The following is a 17,810-nucleotide window of genomic DNA, read 5'->3' as shown; positions in this document are numbered from 1 at the left end:
CGTCGAGCGCATGTGGTGCAGGCTCAAGGACTTCCGACGCGTCGCCACCCGCTACGACAAGCTCGCCAGAAATTACCTCTCCGGCGTGCTCATCGCCGCCCTCTGCGCCTATTGGCTCAATTGAGTCCAGACCCTAGGCGCTGGGATTTTTGGAACCGGTCTTAGGAGGCAGATAGCCGTGCGCTTAGCCAGCTAGGCTGGCGACGGCCACGGCCTGACCAAGCTCGGCGAAAGAGGGCCTCGGTTGAGGGCCGGGGCCAGAGTAAGGGGTCTAGATGCCGCGTTCTCTTGCGACGTCGCCGAAACGCCTAACGAGTTTCCGAGTTGCTGCAGGCCTGGGCGTCGGATTTCCCCGCGTCAAGCTTTGTAGAAGGGCGGGGTTTGCACTCCGCGGCCCGGCCGTCAACTAACGCTCAGGGACCACATGACAGACAACCCACTTCCGATCGATCCCACGCCGTTCGGCGATGTCGGATGGGCGATATCCCAGCCTCCCTCGCCTATCACGCGGGCGCTCATCTGCTGGTGCGGGCGGCTCCTCACGACGAGGCCTTCTGGGATCGGCGCCCGGGCGTCTAGCGCTGGCGGATCGTCGTGGAGCCTGGCGCATCTCTAGACGACCTGGCCGTGCTCGTCTGGCGCGAGCCGGTCATAGGCGAGGATCGGGGGCCGCCGTCCTCGTCTACGCCCGCGAAGCCTTGGCCTAGCGTCGTGCGTTAGGCCGCGCAGGCGGCCGCGCGCTCGCGCGGCCTACCACGGCTACATGACCTATCGCCGCAATATCCCTGTCGCTGATCAGAGTTGCCGAATAACATTTGATATCATCTATCGCCGAAGAGGCAATTTACTTAAGTTCGCGACCTATTGTCGCGGGAAGTGCTCCGAATGTATTATCGGCCTGTTAAATTGTCGCGAACAATCATGCCGGAATGCAAGAAGATTGGCATGGCATCGCTCACCGGAGAGTGCGGGAGTTTCCACTCCGGCTTTTCTTCAGCGTCGGCATAGCGGCGGCGATCTATCTCAACAAGGCCAGCGCCTGGCCCGCGCTCTGGCTCGCCGCCACCGTGTCGGCGCAGCTGGCGACGTCGTGGCTTTCCCAACCGATGCGCACGGCCGGCCATCGGCCCAGCGAACCCCACAAGCGGCTGTTCATCGCCTCGGTGGCGCTGAGCACCGCCGTCTTCGCGAGCGTGGCGCCGCTGGCCTGGTTCAACGAAGGCTGGCAAGGGCGGGTTCTGGCCGTGACGGTGCTAGCGGGCGGCGTCATGAACGTTCGCCTTCACGCAAGCTCTTCGGCGGCCATGCTCTGGGCGGGCACGATCCCGTTCATCTGCCTGCTCGTCGGACTGCCGATCTATTCCTTGGCCACCGAACCGGGAAAGGGCGCCGCGGCTTTTGTGTGTCTCGCCAACCTCATGTTTGTTGCGCACCTGGCGGCGGCGACGCGCCGGGGTCAGGCCGACGCCAAGGCGCTAGCGGCCTCGCTTGCCCTGGCGCAGCAAACCGCCAATGCGCTGAAGGTGGCCGCCGCCAAGGCCGACGCGGCCAACGACGCAAAGTCACAGTTCCTGGCCAATATGAGCCATGAGATCCGCACGCCCCTGAACGGCGTGCTGGGCGTGGCCGGAGCCCTAGCGCACACACCCCTGACTCGGTCGCAAAGAAACATGGTCGAGCTCGTCGAGGCTTCCGCCAGAACCCTGGAGACGCTGCTGACCGACATCTTAGACCTGGCGCGGATCGAGGCGGGGAAACTGGAATTGCGGGCCGAGCCGTTCGACCTTGGGGCGTCGGTCAGCGCCTGCGCCGAACTCTTCGACGCCGCCGCTCGGGCCAAGGGTCTTGATCTGACGGTCGACCTCAGCCCCGAAGCGACAGGGACCTTCGTGGGCGACGCCATACGCATCCGGCAGGTTCTGACGAACCTCCTCAGCAATGCGGTCAAGTTCACCATGGTCGGCCAGGTCCGCCTGTCGGTCAGCCTTGCTCCCGATCAGACCAGCCCGACGGTCGTGTTCGAAGTCCGCGACACCGGCATTGGCTTTGACCAGGAAACCAAGCTGCAGCTGTTCTCCCGCTTCGAGCAGGCCGACGGCTCGAACACCCGGTCATACGGGGGGAGCGGACTGGGTCTGGCGATCTCCCAGTCGTTGGCCCAGGCGATGGGCGGCATGATCGAAGGCGAAGGCCGGTGCGGCCAGGGGGCGACCTTCACCTTCGTGGTTCCTTTGCCCCGCGGTCAAGGCCCAGCGGGCCCTGCGGTCGGCGCGGCTCATGACCTTGGGGCGCCCCTGGCCGGCATGCGTGTCCTTCTCGCCGAGGATCATCCCACCAACCGGCGGGTCGTTGAACTGGTTCTCGGGGAAACGGGGATTGATCTGGTCAGCGTCGAAAACGGCGCTGACGCGGTCCGAGCGTATCAGCACGGTACTTTCGACATGATCCTGATGGACATGCAGATGCCGATCATGGACGGCTTGACCGCCATCCGGCGGATCCGCGAGCTGGAGACCGCCGAGCGTCGTCCGCGGACCCAAATTCATGTGCTGACCGCCAACGCGATGCCCGAGCACGTTCAAGCGTCGCTCGCGGCGGGGGCGGACGGCCATCTGTCCAAGCCGATCCAGGCGGGCCTGCTGATTGAGCGCTGCAGCGCCGTGCTCGCGCCAAAGCCAGACTTAGCGCGGGCCTATTCTGGGCTATAGGGCGGGGCTTTGTCCTCCGCCGCGGGGTCTTGGCCCGTTTGGGGCCTGCCGACCGTCTTGCCCGCGAGGCGCTGCTGAGACCCGCCCTTGGCGCCGGCAGCTACGGCGAGGGCGCGGCTTTGGGCGAAACTCCGCTTCTCGGCGGGAACGCTGGCGCCGCCTTGCGGGCGATCTCGCGCCGCCGTTCCGGCGACATGAACGCAAATCCCCGTCGCGAGCGGGAGGCAGGTTGATCAGTTTCCATCCAATCTATCGTGCTGGTGCACGAAACCTCAGGCTGTTTTCATCGTTGGTCAACCTTGCGTTCATGCGGGTTTGGATTTCGATCAAGGCTGGGCGCGTGGTGGAAGGGAGGCCTTGTTGGCGCGGGTTTTGATTGTCGATGACGATGAGATTTCGCGGCAGATCTACGCGCACGTCTTGAGCGACGAAGGCTATGAGGTCGAGGAGGCCGAGCACGGCGGCAAAGCGATCGCAAAGCTTGAGCTTCGCCATTTCGACCTAGCGCTCATCGATCTGCTGATGCCCGTCCGGGAGGGCATCGAGACGATCATCGAGGCCAGACGGCGCTGGCCCGCCATGCGGATCATCGCCATGAGCGGGGGAGCTAGGCGCCTTAGCCCAGGCGGCGTCCTCGACATGGCGTTGGGGCTCGGCGCGGAGGATGCTCTGGTCAAGCCGGTGTCGAGAGAGCTGTTGACGGCGAGCGTCGAAAGATTGCTGGGCGCGGTTTCTCGGGCTTGACGCGAGGGCGCGTGGGCCTAGGGCATCAGGAAGACCGGCAGCGACGGCGCGCGGCTGGAGCGGGTTTGGGGCGCGGCCTGCGCATGCGGGGCGGTCGACCCGACGCCTCGAACGCGGAACGCGTTTTCATCCGCGCGGCCCTGCTGCGGGGGGTGAGGCCCTGATCACGCAAGACTGTGAGACGCGGAGACGGCCTCGTCGGTCGGGCGCGGCGCACCGCTCGTCTAAGTCGTTCGCGCTCGGCGGCGGCCAGTGCAGAGTCGCGGTCGAGGAAGGCGGTCTTGCCAAGGGTGTGTATTCGGCCCAGCGCTTGGCCCTCAGCGACATAGTCTGGCCCAAGCGTCGAACCTCTTCCAAGGGCTCTGACCACCATGAGCCGGCGGTGCGGACAACGACCCACCTGTCTGTGGCGGCGGCTTGGCTGATGCGCTCGGGCATGCCTCAAGTGGGCGCGGACCTTGTCACCAAAGGCCTCGCCTGTTGCGCGGCGCGCTGTTGGCGGCCGCATGCGTTCGCCGCCGGACGCCTTTACGCAGGACGGCGGCAACCCGTCCGGCCTCGTCCCGTTAGCGCTGAGGAAGGCAATTCCATGTGGAGATCCGCCGTGACGCACGGACCAATCGATGAGCCGTTGACGGCTGAACTCCTCGAAGGCGAAGTGGTTGTCACCGAGCCGAACGGCTTTAACGGCTCCCTGACGATGGACGCCGCCCGAAGGTCTGCAGAAAACCTGCTACGCGCGGTCGAGCAAGCCGAGTCAGGTCAGGACGTCTATCAGAAGCCTCTGGGTTGACCGCCTTTGGCGGCGCGAGCGGAGCGTTTGGGTTTTACGCTGGACGTACGTCGTCGGCGCTTGAGCGTCGCTCGGGCGCGATAGGCCTCAGCGCCGTGCCCAGATGACGCAGCAAGGCTAGCCGGGCGGATCTGCTTGGGTCGTGCGATATGTTCACCTGGAGGCGCTCGCCGTCTCAAGGCGCGAGACCGGCGAGTAGACGCGCCGCAGCGCCGGAGCTGCTCGCGGGTGATGCGGAACATGGGCCGGCGGCGCGTACGCCGCTGACGCCGCCGGCTTGGCTTGGCGAACCGGGCGCTTGGTCGATCGAGCCTCGGGCGCACCGGGCGGTTGTTTTGGTGGGCTTGGTCCACCTTTTCGAATGCGGTTCTGGTCGTTGCGCGGGGGCGCACGTTTTGGCGGGCGCACCGCGCCTGGGCCGCTTCTGCCAAGCTTGGTCGCCGGCCTGTCTCGTGTTCAAGTCCGCGCCATGCAACTCGAACGTGCCTTTATCTGGTCGGACCCCTAGCGCTCGGCGCCCGTGGCGGTCCGGTACGTCATCGCCACCGCGGTGATCGGGGCCTTCTTTGCATTGCGATCGGTGATTGGCGGGTGGTTGGGCGGCTATCCGTTTCTGTTGTTCTTCCCGGCGATCATCCTAATCTCGGTATTCCTCGATCGTGGCACGGGCATCTTCTCAGTGCTGCTGAGCGCCATGCTGGCCTGGTATTTCTTCATTCCCGATTTTAACGCGTTCACCATGCCTGACGCCCGGGACCCGGTGCCGCTCGTGCTCTACGTGATCGTGGCCCTGTTCGTCGCCTTCGTGGTCGAAGCCCTGCGCGGAACCGCCGAGCGCCTGGCCCACACAGCCGAGAAATTGGAACGCAGCAGCGAGCTGAACCGCCTGCTGCTTCTCGACGTCAATCATCGCGTCAAGAACCACCTGGCCTCGGTCAGCGGACTTTTGCGGCTTTCAGTCCGGGAGATCGAAGATCTTCGCGCGCGCCAGGCCATCGAGAACGCGGTCGGGCGCATTGGCGTCCTGGGGCAGGTTTATGCGCGGCTGCATCTGGCCGAGCGCGCGACGGTCGTTCGCTCGCGCGATTTCATCATATCGCTCTGCGATGAGCTGAGAGCCAGCGTTTTGGGGGTGCGTCCGGTGGCCCTGCGTGTCCAGGCCGCCGATGTCGCCTTAAGTTCGCTGCAGGCCGTGCCGATCGGGCTAATCATCAACGAGCTGGTTGAGAACGCCCTCAAGTACGCCTTTCCCAATGATCGCAGCGGCGATGTCTGCGTCACGTTCGAAGAGGCAGGCGAGCGTTTGGTCCTGACGGTGCGCGACGACGGCGTCGGGCTGGCCGATGGGGCCAAACCAGGCGGCGGCACGCGGATCGTCGGCTCTCTGGTCCAGCAGCTTGGCGGGAGCCTGGCGCGAGGGCAGGGGCCCGGCGCTGTCGTCGTGGTGACGCTTCCGCGGGATGCGCCGCTGGAAGACTAGGCGCTGTCGGCGCGTCCAGGCCTGGGGAACGCCACGCCCACGACACCGGCCTTGCCTATGCCGAACCCAGGTCCGGCGAGCGCGTCGAAGGCGTCTAGCGATGACTTACCTTCACACGGCTAAGCCTCATCTACATCCTTGAGCGAAGTAACTTAACCTCAAGTCAAAAAAGGCGACGTCATGCCGGCGTTTCAATCAGGAGGCGATTCGCGCTGTGTTCCCGTTGCCGTGCGTCAAACTCACGCGCATTCTCCGCCGGGGCTGGAGGATCGACTATGACGACGATCATCACGGACGTTGGCCGCACGCTCACGTGGGAACAGGCGCGCGACTATTCGGTGGAATACGGCGGGGCATTGACCTCTCGCCTCTATCATTCTTATGGCGGCAAAGGTGGTGGTCGGGAGCATCGGTTCGAGGGCTACGCTTGGATCGGCGCCCACAAGGTCGCAGACGACTGGGTATGGATGGACGGCTCGCCCGTTCAACAGACTGACGGGGACTATCAGAGCGGCGACGTCGATCCGGTTTTGATTGACGGCGACCCCACGAACGATCCCGACTACGCGCTCTTGAGCGGGTCGATCCTCCGCCCTCTCGATGAAGGCATTCAGACCGAATTCCTCACCCAGTTCATCTGGGAGCAGACCAGCACCACGGTCAACGGAACACCCTTCCGAGACAAGGTCTGGGCTGTCGAGGCGGGCCAGAAGATCAACCTCGGCGCGGGCGATGATTGGGTTTACGACGACTCCGACAGCGAAACCGCCAAGATTTTCCTCAACATGGGCACGGGGAACGATGTCGTCACCATCAACGGCGTGACCCACACAACGGTGTCTGACGGGGAGGGTTCGGATCAGATCGCCATCTACAACGGCGTCATCAAAGCCGCCCTCGACGGGGACAATGACAGCTATTACGCCGCGGCCGGAACAGTCTCATACGATACCGCCAAGATCGGGATCACGAGGCTCCCAGGCACCGGGGATGGCGTCGTCAGAGTCTTCAGCGAAGAGATCGGCACCGACGAAGTCGACGCCTTTCACATCATCGGCGGCTCGGGCGACGACATTCTGTTCTCCTTCCAGCGGATCACAGGCGGTCGTGGCAATGACATCCTGTCACCTTTCGCCTACGCGTCCGGTGGCGATGGAAACGACATCCTCTCGGCCGAGAGCTACCAGAGGGTGACGCTGCTGGGGGACGCCGGCGACGACACCTTCATATTCAGATCCGCCGCCGAAGCGACTGGTGGCGCTGGGGCTGATCGCTTCGACTTCACCGACGTCGTGTCGGTGAGGATCAACGACCTCGGAGCATCCGATAGAATCGTGCTCGGTTCGCTGATCGAGGTCGAGGTTCAAGAGGCCTTTGCGACCGGCTACCTCAAGCAGGCGCACCGAGGTGGCTACACCTACCTGTCGATCGACACCAATGGTGGCGGAGACGACTACATCGAATTCCTAACGCTCAAGGGTTTGTTCAACACGGCCGACTACATCCTGACCTAGAGTTCAGCGCTGGCGTAGTGGAACTTCGTACACTCGGCGATGTTGGCGCCGAGAGCACCGTCAGGCCGGCAAGGCGACCACGCCGCAGTTCGTTCGAGTGACGCTGAATGTCGCCGTGGTGTTCGTCGGGCTCTGTCAGACCAAGTGCACCGTTGAGTATGCGCGTTGACGCGCCCCTAGCTATTCTGGCGCTATGCAGGCTACCTGCAGAGGTAGCCGCGATAGGCGCCGGTCCGGGGTGGCGGATCATCCAGACCCCAGGAGTTCGGCTTGTCTCCGCTGGCATAGGTCCGCACGAAGACACCCGCGACCAGCTGGGTGGTAAAGGCCTTCGCCGGTTCCCCGACGAACTCCCACCGTCCGGCGCCGCCGCGCTGGACGCTTATCGAGCTCCTTACGCCACTGGCGAAGTCGTAGCGCAAGGTCGCGCCGGGCGCCGTCCAGCAGGTTGTGTAGAGCAGCTTCCCGTCCTGACCCAGGACCTCGTAGCCGGCCAGATTGCGTTGGCTCCACTGGAAAAGGTCCGGCGAGTCCGCCGCCAGGGTCAGCTCGTAGGGCTTGGCCGCGTTCTGGCGGCCGACCGCCAGCATGTAGATGCCGTCCTTGGGCAGGATGCCGTTCAGGCGGGTCATGTCGACGCCGTCGGCCTTCAGCATCTCGTCGCCCTCGGGCGTGTAGAGGGTGATGGCGTGGCCGCCCGCGCCGGGACCGCCCGCGCTGGCCTGGAGCACCGAGCCGGCCTCGCCGATGAAGGCGTAGAGATCGACCGCCGCCCCGACCTTGCCGGCCGGTCGCTGCACCGACTTGCCGACCTCGGCCAGCAGCACGCCCGGCGGCGGGGTGAACTTGGGCATCGATGGAAGCGCGGGCGGGGCGGGAGGCTTGGCCGGCGGGTCGTTCTTCGCGACCTCGGGCTTGGCGGCGAGAGGCGGCTTCGGCGCTTCGGCCATGACGGGCTTAGGCGGATCCTTGGGGCGCAGGTCGCTCTCGACCAGCATGCGGTAAGGCGTCTGGCGCGGCTTGTCGGCCGAGGTCACTTGGATCAAGTAGTCGCCGGCCGCCGGAGCCTTCCACTTCAGGGCGGGGCTGGCGCCGAAAGTGTCGGTGATCAACATGCTCTGCATGTCGAGTACGCCGACGCGCAAGGGCTTTTGGGCGTCGCTGATCGCGATGGACACCGTCTCGCCGGCCCTAACGTTGATCCTGTAGGTCTCGCGCGCCGAGGTCTTGTCCTCGTCGGTAGCGTCGATGTCGCTTTCGGCCACCTTGGGCAAGTCCAGCGGAATGCGGGCGCCGAAGGCGGTTGGCGTCCAGGGCGGAATGACCGCGCGCAGCGGATCGCGCGCTGGGCCGTCGTCCGGCTGCGGCGCCGCCAGGGCCGGACGGCGCAGGGCCGCCTTCACCGCCGGATCGGCCAGCAGGGCCTTGATGTTGGCGCTGAACGCATCCTGGGTCAGGTACAGAAGGCCGCCAGACCCTTTCTTGCGATCGACACCCTGCTGAGTGGTCAGACGGGCGAGTTCTGCCCCGGTGGCGCGGTCGCGCGCCACCCAGTCGACGCTCATGGCCACCTTGCCGGCGACCGTATCGAAATTGGCCAGGCCCCAGTTGAGGATGCAGCCCTGGAAGTTGGTGATCCGCGCCTCGGCCGATAGCGACACGGGCGCGACGCCGTGCGGGGTCTTGGCCATGCTTCCTACGACCTGGAAGCCTGCGGCCCGGAGGTCGTCGCGCAGCCGGGCGTCGAGCGCGCCGGACTCGATGGCGCGGCGCATCTCGGAGGGCTGGACGGGCTCCTTGCTGGTGCAGAAGTCCGCCGCGCCGATCTGGCCGCCGGCCTGGGCCTCGAGGGGCGCGGCCACGACCCAGCGCAGGGCCACCGGGCCATTGGGACCGTTCGTGGGGGCGGATGCGGTAGTGGTCGGAGCGCTAGGCGCGTCCGGCGTCGCCGTCTCGCTGTAGGGCCGCCGGTCGGTGTCGATCTTCAGCCGGTAGGGCGCAATCTGCGGACTGCTCGAAGCCCAGAGGCTGATAATATGGGTTCCCGTTGTCTTGGCCGTCGCCGACAGCTGCCGTTCGGGGGTCCTGTAGTCGGTCGAGGCGAGGTACTTGTTACCGGGGCCGGTGACGGAGATGACGATCTTCGCGGCGGCGTCCTGCATGTCCAGTCGCAGGGTCTCGCCGGCCTCGAGCGGTACGGCGAAGTACTCGCGTGCGCCGCCGTAAAGCATGTCGAGATCGCTCTCGATGATGCGCGGCGCGGTGAGCGATAGAGGCGTCTTGTCGCTCACCCGACGCCAGGGCGACAGGACCAGCAGGGTCGGATCGCGCGACTGGAAGGTGTCGGGCTTGGCCAAGGCTAGCGAGGGGCGGGTGGCGGCTGTCCGGAACGCTGGATTGGCCGCCAGGGCGCTGGCGTTGGCCATGAAAGCCTCGTCGATCAGGCCGGCCAGCCCGCCGGTTCCGCCGGTGCGTTCGGCCGCCTCGCGCGTCGACAGCATGCCGATCTCAGCGCCGGTGGCGCGGTCGGTCAGGGTCCATTCGACGGCGACCTCGGCCTTGCCGGTGATCTTGTCGATCTTGCCAAAGCCGTAGTCGGGCAGGCAGGCGTCGGCCAGAGTGATCCGGGCCACGCCCGAGACCTCGACGGCCGCCGAGCCCGAGGTGTTGATCATCACTCCGGCGCTGCTCAGCGTCTCGCGCAGGCGGACGGCGCTGTCGTTGCTGGTGAGGGCGCGGCGCATCTCCGAGGCCGATAGCGGGCCCTGCTTGATGCAGATCGCGCCGCCCTTCAGCACCGAAGTCGCCTGCTGGTCGGCGGATGCGGCAGTCATGGGCCGCAGAGCGATGGTCAGGAGTTGGGCCTGCGCGGACGTGGCCAGGGCCAGGCCGGCGGCGGCGCTCAGCAGCGCGATGCGGCTCATTGAGCGCTGCCCTGCTTCCGGCGCGCCTTGAGGAAGGCTTCGAGGTCGGCTTTGGCCTTGGCGTTGGCCTGAATTTGTATTGCGACCAACGCGACCTTCTTCTTAGCCTCTTCGGCCAAGGTCTTCTTGACCTGCTCGTCCCACGCCTTGCCGGCGTCGCGCAGCGAGGTGTCGACGGGCTGCACCGTGGCGCCGCTCTTGTCGTTGGGATTACCCGGGCCGCCGGCGGTACCGGTTACCTTGGCGGGCTCCGTCTTGGCGTTCAGCTCGGGAGGACGCCAGTCGACGAATTTCACGATGTTGTAGTTGCGGCTGTACTGCCAGCGATCGCGCTTGGCGCGCGCCGCGGTCTCGGTCCCGAACGCGTCGCACCCGCCTGAGCCGTTGCCGTTGAAGGGTGAATAGCCAGGCACCACCGTGTCCGTGCCGATCTGGCGATGGAACATCATTCCGACATCGCCGCTGAGCGGATACTTGGCGCCGGGCACGCGGAAGGGCTCGAACACAATCATCGCCAGGGGACGGCCAATTCCGCCGCCGGTCTCCAGGGTGCACAGCAGCCACTGGTCCGGACCGACAGGCTTCGGCGCGCCAGGGTCGGGCACGGGCTTGAAACCCTTTGGCCAAGGGATGGTCTCGGCGGCGACATAACCGGATTTGATGCGCGCCTGTTCAGCGGCTTCCTGCGTGTCGCCGCGATAGCATCGAATGTTCGTGTAGCCGGTGCCGGGCAGCAGCCGCTCCCCGGTCTTCGACTCGAAGTAATTGTAGACGTGGTAGCCGGTCGTCTTCTGGACAGGGACGTAACCGGAAGCCGCTCCCGACTTGAATAGCACGCAGGCCATATAGGCCACCCGGTCGATGGACGTGAGCGCGGGCTGGCTTTGCGCCAGCGTTGCCTCGGGGGCGCCCCCCGCGAGCGCCGCCGACACCATGATCGGCGCGACCAGATTCTGGTTTCGCATTGTTTCCCCACCAAGCTCCACCCCGTCGCGCAACTGAGCGCGGGTCGGATGAACGTCAGGTGTACGGCGAACGCAGATCGCCGGACAATCCCGCCGCCTCACGCGTAGGTGCGCTAAGGTCCGCTAACGGCGCCAACCAGCCAATCTGCGACTTCGTCCGCAGCGACCCTGCCAAGGCTCTGCAAACGTGATCTGCAAACGCTGCTATAGCAATCGTTGCTCCCGATGCGCTTCAGGCGCCGCCCGATCTATAACGCTCACGCAGGGTTGGACCGGATTGGGACCCGTGGGGAGCACCATGAATGAAGGCGTTCTTGAAATCAGTCTTCGCGATCGCCTTCGCGCTCGCTTGTCAGGGGACGGCCATGGCTGAGCCGATCGGCCGTGTCACCGGCATTGGCGGCTTGTTCGTCAAAAGCAAGGATCCCAAAGCCCTGGCGAACTGGTATCGCGATGTGCTGGGGTTGGAAGTCGCCGCCTGGGGCGGCGCGGCGCTGGCCTACGACGCGCCTGGCCATCCGCCCAAGATTTCCTGGATGGCTTTCCCCCAGACCTCCGACCACATGGCGCCATCAGCGCGCGAGTTCATGGTAAACTTCGCCGTGGATGACATGGATGCGATCACCGCTCGGCTGCGGGCGTCAAACGTCGCCATTTTAAAGTGCGACGACGACAACGCCTTCGGACGGTTTGCCTGGGTGCAAGACCCCGACGGCACGCTGGTTGAGTTGTGGCAGCCCAAATGAAGCCCTACGGACCCGGCGCGGGTTCGGCCCTACGCCGCCACGGGGCCAGAATCTCGTAGCCGGTCACGTCGGTGGCGCCGGACCGGGTGGCGCGTATCAGGCCTCGTTCGGCAAGATGGCTTACCGCAGCCTGAACGCTGCGCTTCGACAAGCCGGTCCGCTCCGCCAACTGGGCGTGACTGAGGCGAGGGCGGGTATCGCCCAGGGCCGCCAAGGCTAGATAGACCAGAAACGCCGAGGCCCGGTGATCGTGACCCACCAGGTCGCGCATGAGAGTGTCGAGGACATAGGCGTCCAGCGTGTACTGCTTGTCGCTCATCGGACTAGCCGATACCACGCCGGTCTCTGGTCGCAAGTTGACGGCCTGGCGTGGAAACCGGCCCGGTGATCAAGAAGCTCAACTATGTTGGAGTTCCAACCCGAGATCAGGAGCGGGCCCTAGCCTTTTGGACGGGCGTCATGGGGTTTATCATCACGACGGATCGCCCGATCGGCGACAGGCGCTGGATTGAACTCTCCATCCCAGGCGCCCAAACCGGCATCTTGCTCTTCACGCCGGAAGGGCACGAAGACAGGGTCGGCACCTTTTTCAACGGCGCCTTCGGCTGTGACAGCGTGCCGTACGAGTACGAACGGTTGCTGGAAAAGGGCGTGACCTTCTTGGGGCCGCCAGAACTAAAGCCTTTCCCTCATGTCTATTTCCAGGACCCAGACGGGAATACGTTCTTCTTGTCGAGCCGATAACTGAAGATCATTGAATCGCGGCGACCCGTTTCCCGAAAATATTCGCTTGCCGCGAAGCTCGCCGACCATCGGCTTCCTGGAGCGATGCCAAGGTCCGCGAATGGCGCGACCACGCCGGAAACACCGAAGGCGCGCCTTCCAGTGGGGGGGCGACAAACCGCGCCATCTAGGGCGGTCCACCTGCCGCTGTATTGGCTGATCTAAACTCAACGGCCCTGCGTCAGCACGCAAGTCTTTGCGAGGGTGGGGGGGCGAGAGCCAGTTGGCGTTCTATGATGTCGCTCAGCATGATCGGATCGAAAGGCTTTTGAACCACAGCGTCAGCTCCCAAACCGGAAGCCCAGGCTAGTGCGTCATCGCGTTTGATGAGGCGGGAGCCGGCGCTCATGGCGATAATGCGCGTCGACGGCCATCTGCGGCGTACCTGTGCGATGGTTTCTATGCCGTCCTGTTTCGGCATCATCACGTCGATCAGAGCGATGCGAAACGGCTGGCGCTCGAACTCAGCTATCGCCTCAAGTCCGTCTTCTGCCTCCACCATGGCAAGGCCGCTGCCCTCGAGGAAAATGCCGACTAGCTCGCGAATGAAGTCGTCATCATCGGCCACAAGGACGCGCATAGGTACCTCCCAAGCATCTTTTGGTTGATCCTAGGCGCCGCCGCGCTGCCGGCTATGGCGCAGGTTGTCGCGCGACGTATCGGCGCACTTGAAGGTTGCGAAGTCCGAGGCTGCTGGCGAACGCTGCAGATAAGTATGAACCGTCTTCTTGCGCGCTGCGACGGGGAAGGCTGGTGGGACCGGTCTCCTTGGCCCCGCGACGAACGTCTGTTTCTTGAAGCATGCCGGTGTCAGCAACTGGCGCGCCGGGTCCAGGCGCGTCGTGTTCTTAGCGCTCACCCAATGTCCGCAAATGGAGCGCTCCCGATGAAGCCGTGAGCCTAGAGAACCCGCAAAGTCAAGCGATTGGACCTTGCGGGCTACTCGTTTCTAGAACCGCTTCTTCGCCTCGACCCGCGCCTGGGTCGTGCTTTCGCTGTCGGAAAGCCTCAGGCCCGCATCGAGGCCCAGCTCCCAGCCGGAAGGCAGCAGCAGGCCCAGGCCAGGCTCGATGAGCAGTCGCTCGCGCGACCAGCCCAGGGCGGGCAGACTGTAGTAGGCCGCGCCGGGGACATCGGCGTAGTCGACGCCTTGACGCGATCCGCCGGAGAACTCGTGACGCCATTCGGCGCGCAGCGAGGTGGTTAGGATCCCGGCGACGGTCGGACGCTCATACGCCGCGCGAAGCCCCAGCACTCCCAGTGTCGAGCGCAGCCAGCGGCGATCGAAGCGAAGATCGTAGACGCCCGCGCCCTGCTCGCGGTAGGCGTCCAGCGACCCGCTCAGATATTCCAGGCGTCCATAGGGCGACCAGCTGAGACCGCCGCTCCGCCGGTCGAGGCCAGCCGACAGCGCCGCAACGGTGAAGCGACCATCGCGAGCGCCCAAGGTCGTCAGTCCGCTGGTGGTATCCAGGCGGCGGGTATCGAAGTCGAGCCAGCCACGAGCGACCATGCCGTCGATGAACAGGCCGTCGGCCGGCGCTAGGCTGCCATAGGCGGCCACCACCGTGCTTTGGGCCGAGACCCGACCGGCGTCGCCGCCGACGCGGCTGCGCTCCTCGCCGTAGCCGACGCCGACCCCGACGCTGGCGCGCTCGGACACGCGCTTGTCGACGCCCAGGCTCAGCCCACTGCTGGTGGCGCGGATCTTCGAGGCGTCGCCCGAGGCGTCACGCGTGCTCAGCGAGATCGCCCCGCCGGTCCAGACCGACGCGTCGCCCGGACGGCAGCCCCGCGCCGCGGCCGAGGCCTCGGCGTTGGAGGCGGCGTCGCCATTGGAACCGTCCGAGGCGCGGTTCGCCCCGCCCGGAGCCGGCCCGCCGACGCGGCCGCGCGGATCGCCGGTGCGGTCCATGTCGACCGCGGAGAGAGTCACCCCGCTGCCTGAGGCCAGGCAATCGGCGCCGTGCAGGCTTTCGGCCCGGCGCATGAAGTTGTCGACCTGCGCCTGAGCGAAGCGGCGGGCCGCCTCGCCCTGGGCATCGCTGATCGCCTGCACCACCGGGTCGGCCGCCGGGTTGGGGCGGGCGGTGACCTGGAGCGTGACAGTGGCCGTCGAGGAGTCGCCGAACACGTTGGTCAGGGTGTAGTTGATCTTGATCGTCCCGCCGAAGCGGACCTTGGGTGTGACGTCGAGACGGAAGGTGCGCGCCGAGGCGGTTCCGCCCTGCACGAGCGCGACCGTCGCTGCGTCCGCCGGCGTGACCGCGCCGAGCGTCGCGCCGGTGAAGGGCCCCTCGGTAGCGCCGGTGGTCAGCTCAACCGACACCGTCTTGCCGTCGGTGGTGGCGGCAGTCAGCGCCTTGGCCGTCGGCGGACGTCCGACCACATTGATCGTGGCCACGGCCGGAGCAGACACCCCCCCGGGACCGACGGCGACGAAGGCGAAGCTGTCCACACCCTGGAAGTCCTTGTCGGGGGTGTAGACCGCGACAAACTGGCTCGGGGTCGACAGGCCAGACATTGCCATCATGAACAGCCCCCCGCCGCCGCGCATGGCCAGGGTCTGGCTCAGGGTCACCGTGCCGTGCTGCGGGGGCGTGACTATGCGCACCTCGGTCACATCGCCGGTGACCAGGGTCGAAAGGTTGAGACTGACGTTCTGGCCGGCCTGGGTCTGGGTGTTGGCCGGCACCGTGGCGCTCGTAGAGTCGGCGGCCACCGGCGGCGCAGGGGCGATGGTCACCCTATAGACGGCTGCACCCGTCGCGCCGTTGGCGTCGGTCGCCGTCACCTGGAAGCCATAGCTCCCCGCCGTCGCGGGCGTTCCGGTGATGGCGCCCGAAACGGCGTTCAGCGTCAGGCCGCGGGGCAGGGCGCCGCTCGTCAGGGCGAAGTGGTAAGGCGCGGCGCCGCCGGAGACCGTGACGGTCTGGGCGTAGGCGGCCTCGGCCACGCCGTCGGGCAAACCGCCGACCGGGGTCAAGACCAGGGTAGGGGCGGTGACCGTGACCGTCACGACGGCAGCGGGCGAGACTCCTGCGGCGTTGGCGGCCGTGTAGGTGAAGCTATCCGCGCCGGAGAACCCGGCGGCGGGGGTATAGGCGATCGACAGGCCCGATACCGTGGCCGCGCCGTGGGCCGGTTGGTCGGCGATGGCGATAGAGGCTGCGGCCCCGCCCGACAGCGCTGGCGCGACCGGGTTGCCGGCGCTGTTGGCGGCGACGGTAATCGACACGGCGCCCGCGTTCGGCGCGGTCAGGGCCGCCGGGGCGATGACGATCGTATAGGCCGCCGTTCCCGTCGCACCGTTGGAGTCGGTGACGACGATGTCGAACATATAGCTTCCGGCCGTGGTCGGCGTACCCGAGACAGCGCCTGTGGCGGGATCGACGGCCAAGCCGGCCGGCAGGACGCCGCCCGAAACGGCATAGACATAGGGGCCGGTTCCTCCCGACGCCGAAAGGGTCTGGGCATAGATCACGCCGACCGTTCCGCCCGGCAGGGCTCCGGTCGGCGCGATGATCAGGGTCGGCGCCGAGACGGCGATCGTCACCAACGCGGGCGGGGACGTCCCCGTGGCGTTTGTCGCCGTGTAAGTGAAGCTGTCCGCGCCCGAGAAGCCGGGGGCGGGCGTGTAGGTGATTGACAGGCCGGACGAGGTCGCAGTTCCGCGGCTTGCCTGGCTGCTGATCGCGACCGACGCCGCAGTCCCTCCCGACAGCGCCGGCGCGACCAAAGTACCCGTGCTGTTGGCGGCGACGCTGATCGAGACTGCCGCCGCGCTCGGCGGCAAGAGCAGGGGAATGATCGCGCCGCTGTAAGTCTTGGCGTCGGCCAGGCCGTTGGCGTCGGTGGCCGTGATCGTGAAGCTGTAGGCGCCTGCGGCGGTGACCGTGCCGGAGATCACGCCGATTGAGGCGTTGAGGCTGAGGCCCGTCGGTAGCGCGCCGGTGGTGACGGCGAAGGTCACCGGAGCCGTGCCGCCGGTGGCGGCGACGGTCTGGCTATAGGCTTGGCCGAGCACGGGCGTGGGCAAGCTGGTCGTGGTGATGGCGACGCCGGCCGCGATCGTGCCGCTGTAGGTCTTGGCGTCGGTGAGGCTGTTGGCGTCGGTCGCGGTGACGGCAAAGCTATACCCGCCCGGGGCGGTCGCCGTGCCGGAGATTACGCCGGTCGAGGCGTTGAAGCTGAGGCCCGTCGGTGGCGCGCCGGTGGTGACGGCGAAGGTCACAGCGGCCGTGCCGCCGGTGGTGGCGATGGTCTGGCTGTAGGCTTGGCCGAGCACGGGCGCCGGCAAGCTGGTCGTGGTGATAACGACGCCAGCCGAGATCGTGCCGCTATAGGTCTTGGCGTCGGTGAGGCCGTTGGCGTCGGTGGCCATGATCGCGAAGCTATAAGCGCCAGCGGCCGTTGCCGTGCCGGAGATCGCGCCGGTGGAGGTGTTGAGGCTGAGGCCGGTGGGCAGGGCGCCCGTCGTGACGGCGAAGGTCACCGGAGCCGTGCCTCCAGTCGTTGAAACCGTCTGGCTGTAGGCCTGGCCGAGCACCGGCGTCGGCAGGGAGGTCGTGTTGATGGCCACGGCACCGGCGATCGTGCCGCTGTAGGTCTCGGCGTCGGTGAGGTCGTTGGCGTCGGTGGCGGTGACCGCGAAGCTATAGGTGCCGGCGGCCGTGGCCGTGCCGCCGATCACGCCGGTGGAGGCGTTGAGGCTGAGGCCGGTCGGCAGCGCGCCGGTGGCGACGGCGAAGGTCACCGGAGCCGTGCCGCCGTTGGTCGAAACCGTCTGGCTGTAGACCTGGCCCAGAACGGGCGTCGGCAGCGAAGCCGTGGTGATCACCACGCCAGCCGAGATCGTGCCGCTATAGGTCTCAGCGTCGGTGAGGCCGTTGGCGTCGGTGGCGGTGATGGCGAAGCTGTAGGCGCCAGCGGCTGTCGCCGTGCCAGAGAGCACGCCGGTCGAAGCGTTGAGGGTTAGCCCGGTAGGCAGCGACCCCGTGTTGACGGCGAAGGTCATCGGGGCCGTACCGTCGCTGGTGGCGACGGTCTGGCTGTAGGCTTGGCCGAGCACAGGCGTCGGCAGGGAGGTCGTGGTGATGGCCACGGCGGCGGCGATCGTGCCGCTGTAGGCCTGGTTGCTCGAAAGGCTGTTG

13 protein-coding genes and 2 pseudogenes are annotated in these 17,810 nt (G+C 66.4%); 8 read left to right on the top strand and 7 right to left on the bottom strand.

The window, feature by feature from the left end:
- Nucleotides 1-124 (top strand): annotated as a pseudogene (locus tag DDF67_RS03205) (IS5/IS1182 family transposase); the annotation flags it as partial.
- Nucleotides 125-929: 805 nt separating this feature from the next.
- Nucleotides 930-2,708: an ATP-binding protein gene (locus DDF67_RS03200; RefSeq protein WP_109099502.1), complete on the top strand. Its 1,779-nt coding sequence runs from the start codon at nt 930-932 to the stop codon at nt 2,706-2,708.
- On the opposite strand, the pseudogene DDF67_RS25925 reads toward DDF67_RS03200, so the two are convergent.
- Nucleotides 2,693-2,952: pseudogene (locus DDF67_RS25925) on the bottom strand (stress-induced protein). The gene DDF67_RS03200 and the pseudogene DDF67_RS25925 overlap by 16 nt on opposite strands.
- Before the next feature lie 116 nt (nt 2,953-3,068).
- Between DDF67_RS25925 and DDF67_RS03190 the strand changes: the two are divergent.
- The 4 genes from DDF67_RS03190 to DDF67_RS03175 all read left to right on the top strand — a co-directional run bounded on the left by DDF67_RS03190 (nt 3,069) and on the right by DDF67_RS03175 (nt 7,239).
- Nucleotides 3,069-3,452, top strand: a complete 384-nt coding sequence (locus DDF67_RS03190) for a response regulator (RefSeq protein ID WP_158277984.1) — start codon at nt 3,069-3,071, stop codon at nt 3,450-3,452.
- A 604-nt stretch (nt 3,453-4,056) separates the two neighbouring features.
- Nucleotides 4,057-4,245 carry a hypothetical protein gene (locus DDF67_RS03185; RefSeq protein WP_146197945.1) on the top strand — a complete coding sequence of 63 codons (189 nt, stop codon included), beginning with the start codon at nt 4,057-4,059 and terminating at the stop codon, nt 4,243-4,245.
- A 520-nt stretch (nt 4,246-4,765) separates the two neighbouring features.
- Nucleotides 4,766-5,725 carry a sensor histidine kinase gene (locus DDF67_RS03180; RefSeq protein ID WP_109099499.1) on the top strand — a complete coding sequence of 320 codons (960 nt, stop codon included), beginning with the start codon at nt 4,766-4,768 and terminating at the stop codon, nt 5,723-5,725.
- Between the two features lie 275 nt (nt 5,726-6,000).
- Nucleotides 6,001-7,239, top strand: coding sequence for a hypothetical protein (locus DDF67_RS03175; RefSeq protein ID WP_109099498.1), 1,239 nt, complete (start codon nt 6,001-6,003; stop codon nt 7,237-7,239).
- Nucleotides 7,240-7,439: 200 nt separating this feature from the next.
- Here DDF67_RS03175 and DDF67_RS03170 read toward each other — a convergent pair whose 3' ends face one another.
- Nucleotides 7,440-10,163 carry a hypothetical protein gene (locus tag DDF67_RS03170; RefSeq protein WP_109099497.1) on the bottom strand — a complete coding sequence of 908 codons (2,724 nt, stop codon included), beginning with the start codon at nt 10,161-10,163 and terminating at the stop codon, nt 7,440-7,442.
- Nucleotides 10,160-11,128, bottom strand: coding sequence for a hypothetical protein (locus tag DDF67_RS03165; RefSeq protein WP_109099496.1), 969 nt, complete (start codon nt 11,126-11,128; stop codon nt 10,160-10,162). Before DDF67_RS03165 ends, DDF67_RS03170 begins: the two co-directional genes overlap by 4 nt.
- A gap of 302 nt (nt 11,129-11,430) precedes the next feature.
- Here DDF67_RS03165 and DDF67_RS03160 point away from each other — a divergent pair, with 302 nt between their 5' ends.
- The gene (locus tag DDF67_RS03160; RefSeq protein WP_109099495.1) at nt 11,431-11,874 is read left to right on the top strand and encodes a VOC family protein; all 444 of its coding nucleotides are present in this window, start codon (nt 11,431-11,433) and stop codon (nt 11,872-11,874) included.
- A gap of 4 nt (nt 11,875-11,878) precedes the next feature.
- On the opposite strand, the gene DDF67_RS03155 is transcribed toward DDF67_RS03160, so the two are convergent.
- Nucleotides 11,879-12,193, bottom strand: coding sequence for a MarR family transcriptional regulator (locus DDF67_RS03155; RefSeq protein ID WP_109099494.1), 315 nt, complete (start codon nt 12,191-12,193; stop codon nt 11,879-11,881).
- 65 nt (nt 12,194-12,258) lie between these two features.
- On the opposite strand from DDF67_RS03155, the gene DDF67_RS03150 reads away from it, so the two are divergent.
- Complete coding sequence (locus tag DDF67_RS03150) at nt 12,259-12,618, top strand: VOC family protein (RefSeq protein WP_109099493.1); 360 nt, start codon at nt 12,259-12,261, stop codon at nt 12,616-12,618.
- Between the two features lie 220 nt (nt 12,619-12,838).
- Here the strand turns inward: DDF67_RS03150 and DDF67_RS03145 are convergent, their stop codons facing one another.
- From DDF67_RS03145 to DDF67_RS03140, 3 genes are all read right to left on the bottom strand, one after another.
- Nucleotides 12,839-13,237 carry a response regulator gene (locus tag DDF67_RS03145; protein ID WP_109099492.1) on the bottom strand — a complete coding sequence of 133 codons (399 nt, stop codon included), beginning with the start codon at nt 13,235-13,237 and terminating at the stop codon, nt 12,839-12,841.
- 30 nt (nt 13,238-13,267) lie between these two features.
- Entirely contained in the window at nt 13,268-13,516 is a 249-nt protein-coding gene (locus DDF67_RS25460) for a hypothetical protein (protein WP_158277983.1), read from the bottom strand.
- 90 nt (nt 13,517-13,606) lie between these two features.
- Nucleotides 13,607-17,810: putative Ig domain-containing protein (locus DDF67_RS03140; protein ID WP_109099491.1), on the bottom strand; the 4,204-nt coding region annotated here is incomplete at its 5' end.

This window comes from Caulobacter endophyticus, from assembly GCF_003116815.1.
GTDB lineage: Bacteria > Pseudomonadota > Alphaproteobacteria > Caulobacterales > Caulobacteraceae > Caulobacter > Caulobacter endophyticus.
This window is presented reverse-complemented; position numbering and strand designations above follow the sequence as displayed.

Bases quoted from the DNA above. Each gene is read 5' to 3' on its own strand.
- DDF67_RS03200 (WP_109099502.1), top strand. From the start codon at position 930: ATGCAAGAAGATTGGCATGGCATCGCTCACCGGAGAGTGCGGGAGTTT.
- DDF67_RS03155 (WP_109099494.1), bottom strand. From the start codon at position 12,193: ATGAGCGACAAGCAGTACACGCTGGACGCCTATGTCCTCGACACTCTC.
- DDF67_RS03145 (WP_109099492.1), bottom strand. From the start codon at position 13,237: ATGCGCGTCCTTGTGGCCGATGATGACGACTTCATTCGCGAGCTAGTC.
- DDF67_RS03175 (WP_109099498.1), top strand. From the start codon at position 6,001: ATGACGACGATCATCACGGACGTTGGCCGCACGCTCACGTGGGAACAG.
- DDF67_RS03165 (WP_109099496.1), bottom strand. From the start codon at position 11,128: ATGCGAAACCAGAATCTGGTCGCGCCGATCATGGTGTCGGCGGCGCTC.
- DDF67_RS03160 (WP_109099495.1), top strand. From the start codon at position 11,431: ATGAAGGCGTTCTTGAAATCAGTCTTCGCGATCGCCTTCGCGCTCGCT.
- DDF67_RS03170 (WP_109099497.1), bottom strand. From the start codon at position 10,163: ATGAGCCGCATCGCGCTGCTGAGCGCCGCCGCCGGCCTGGCCCTGGCC.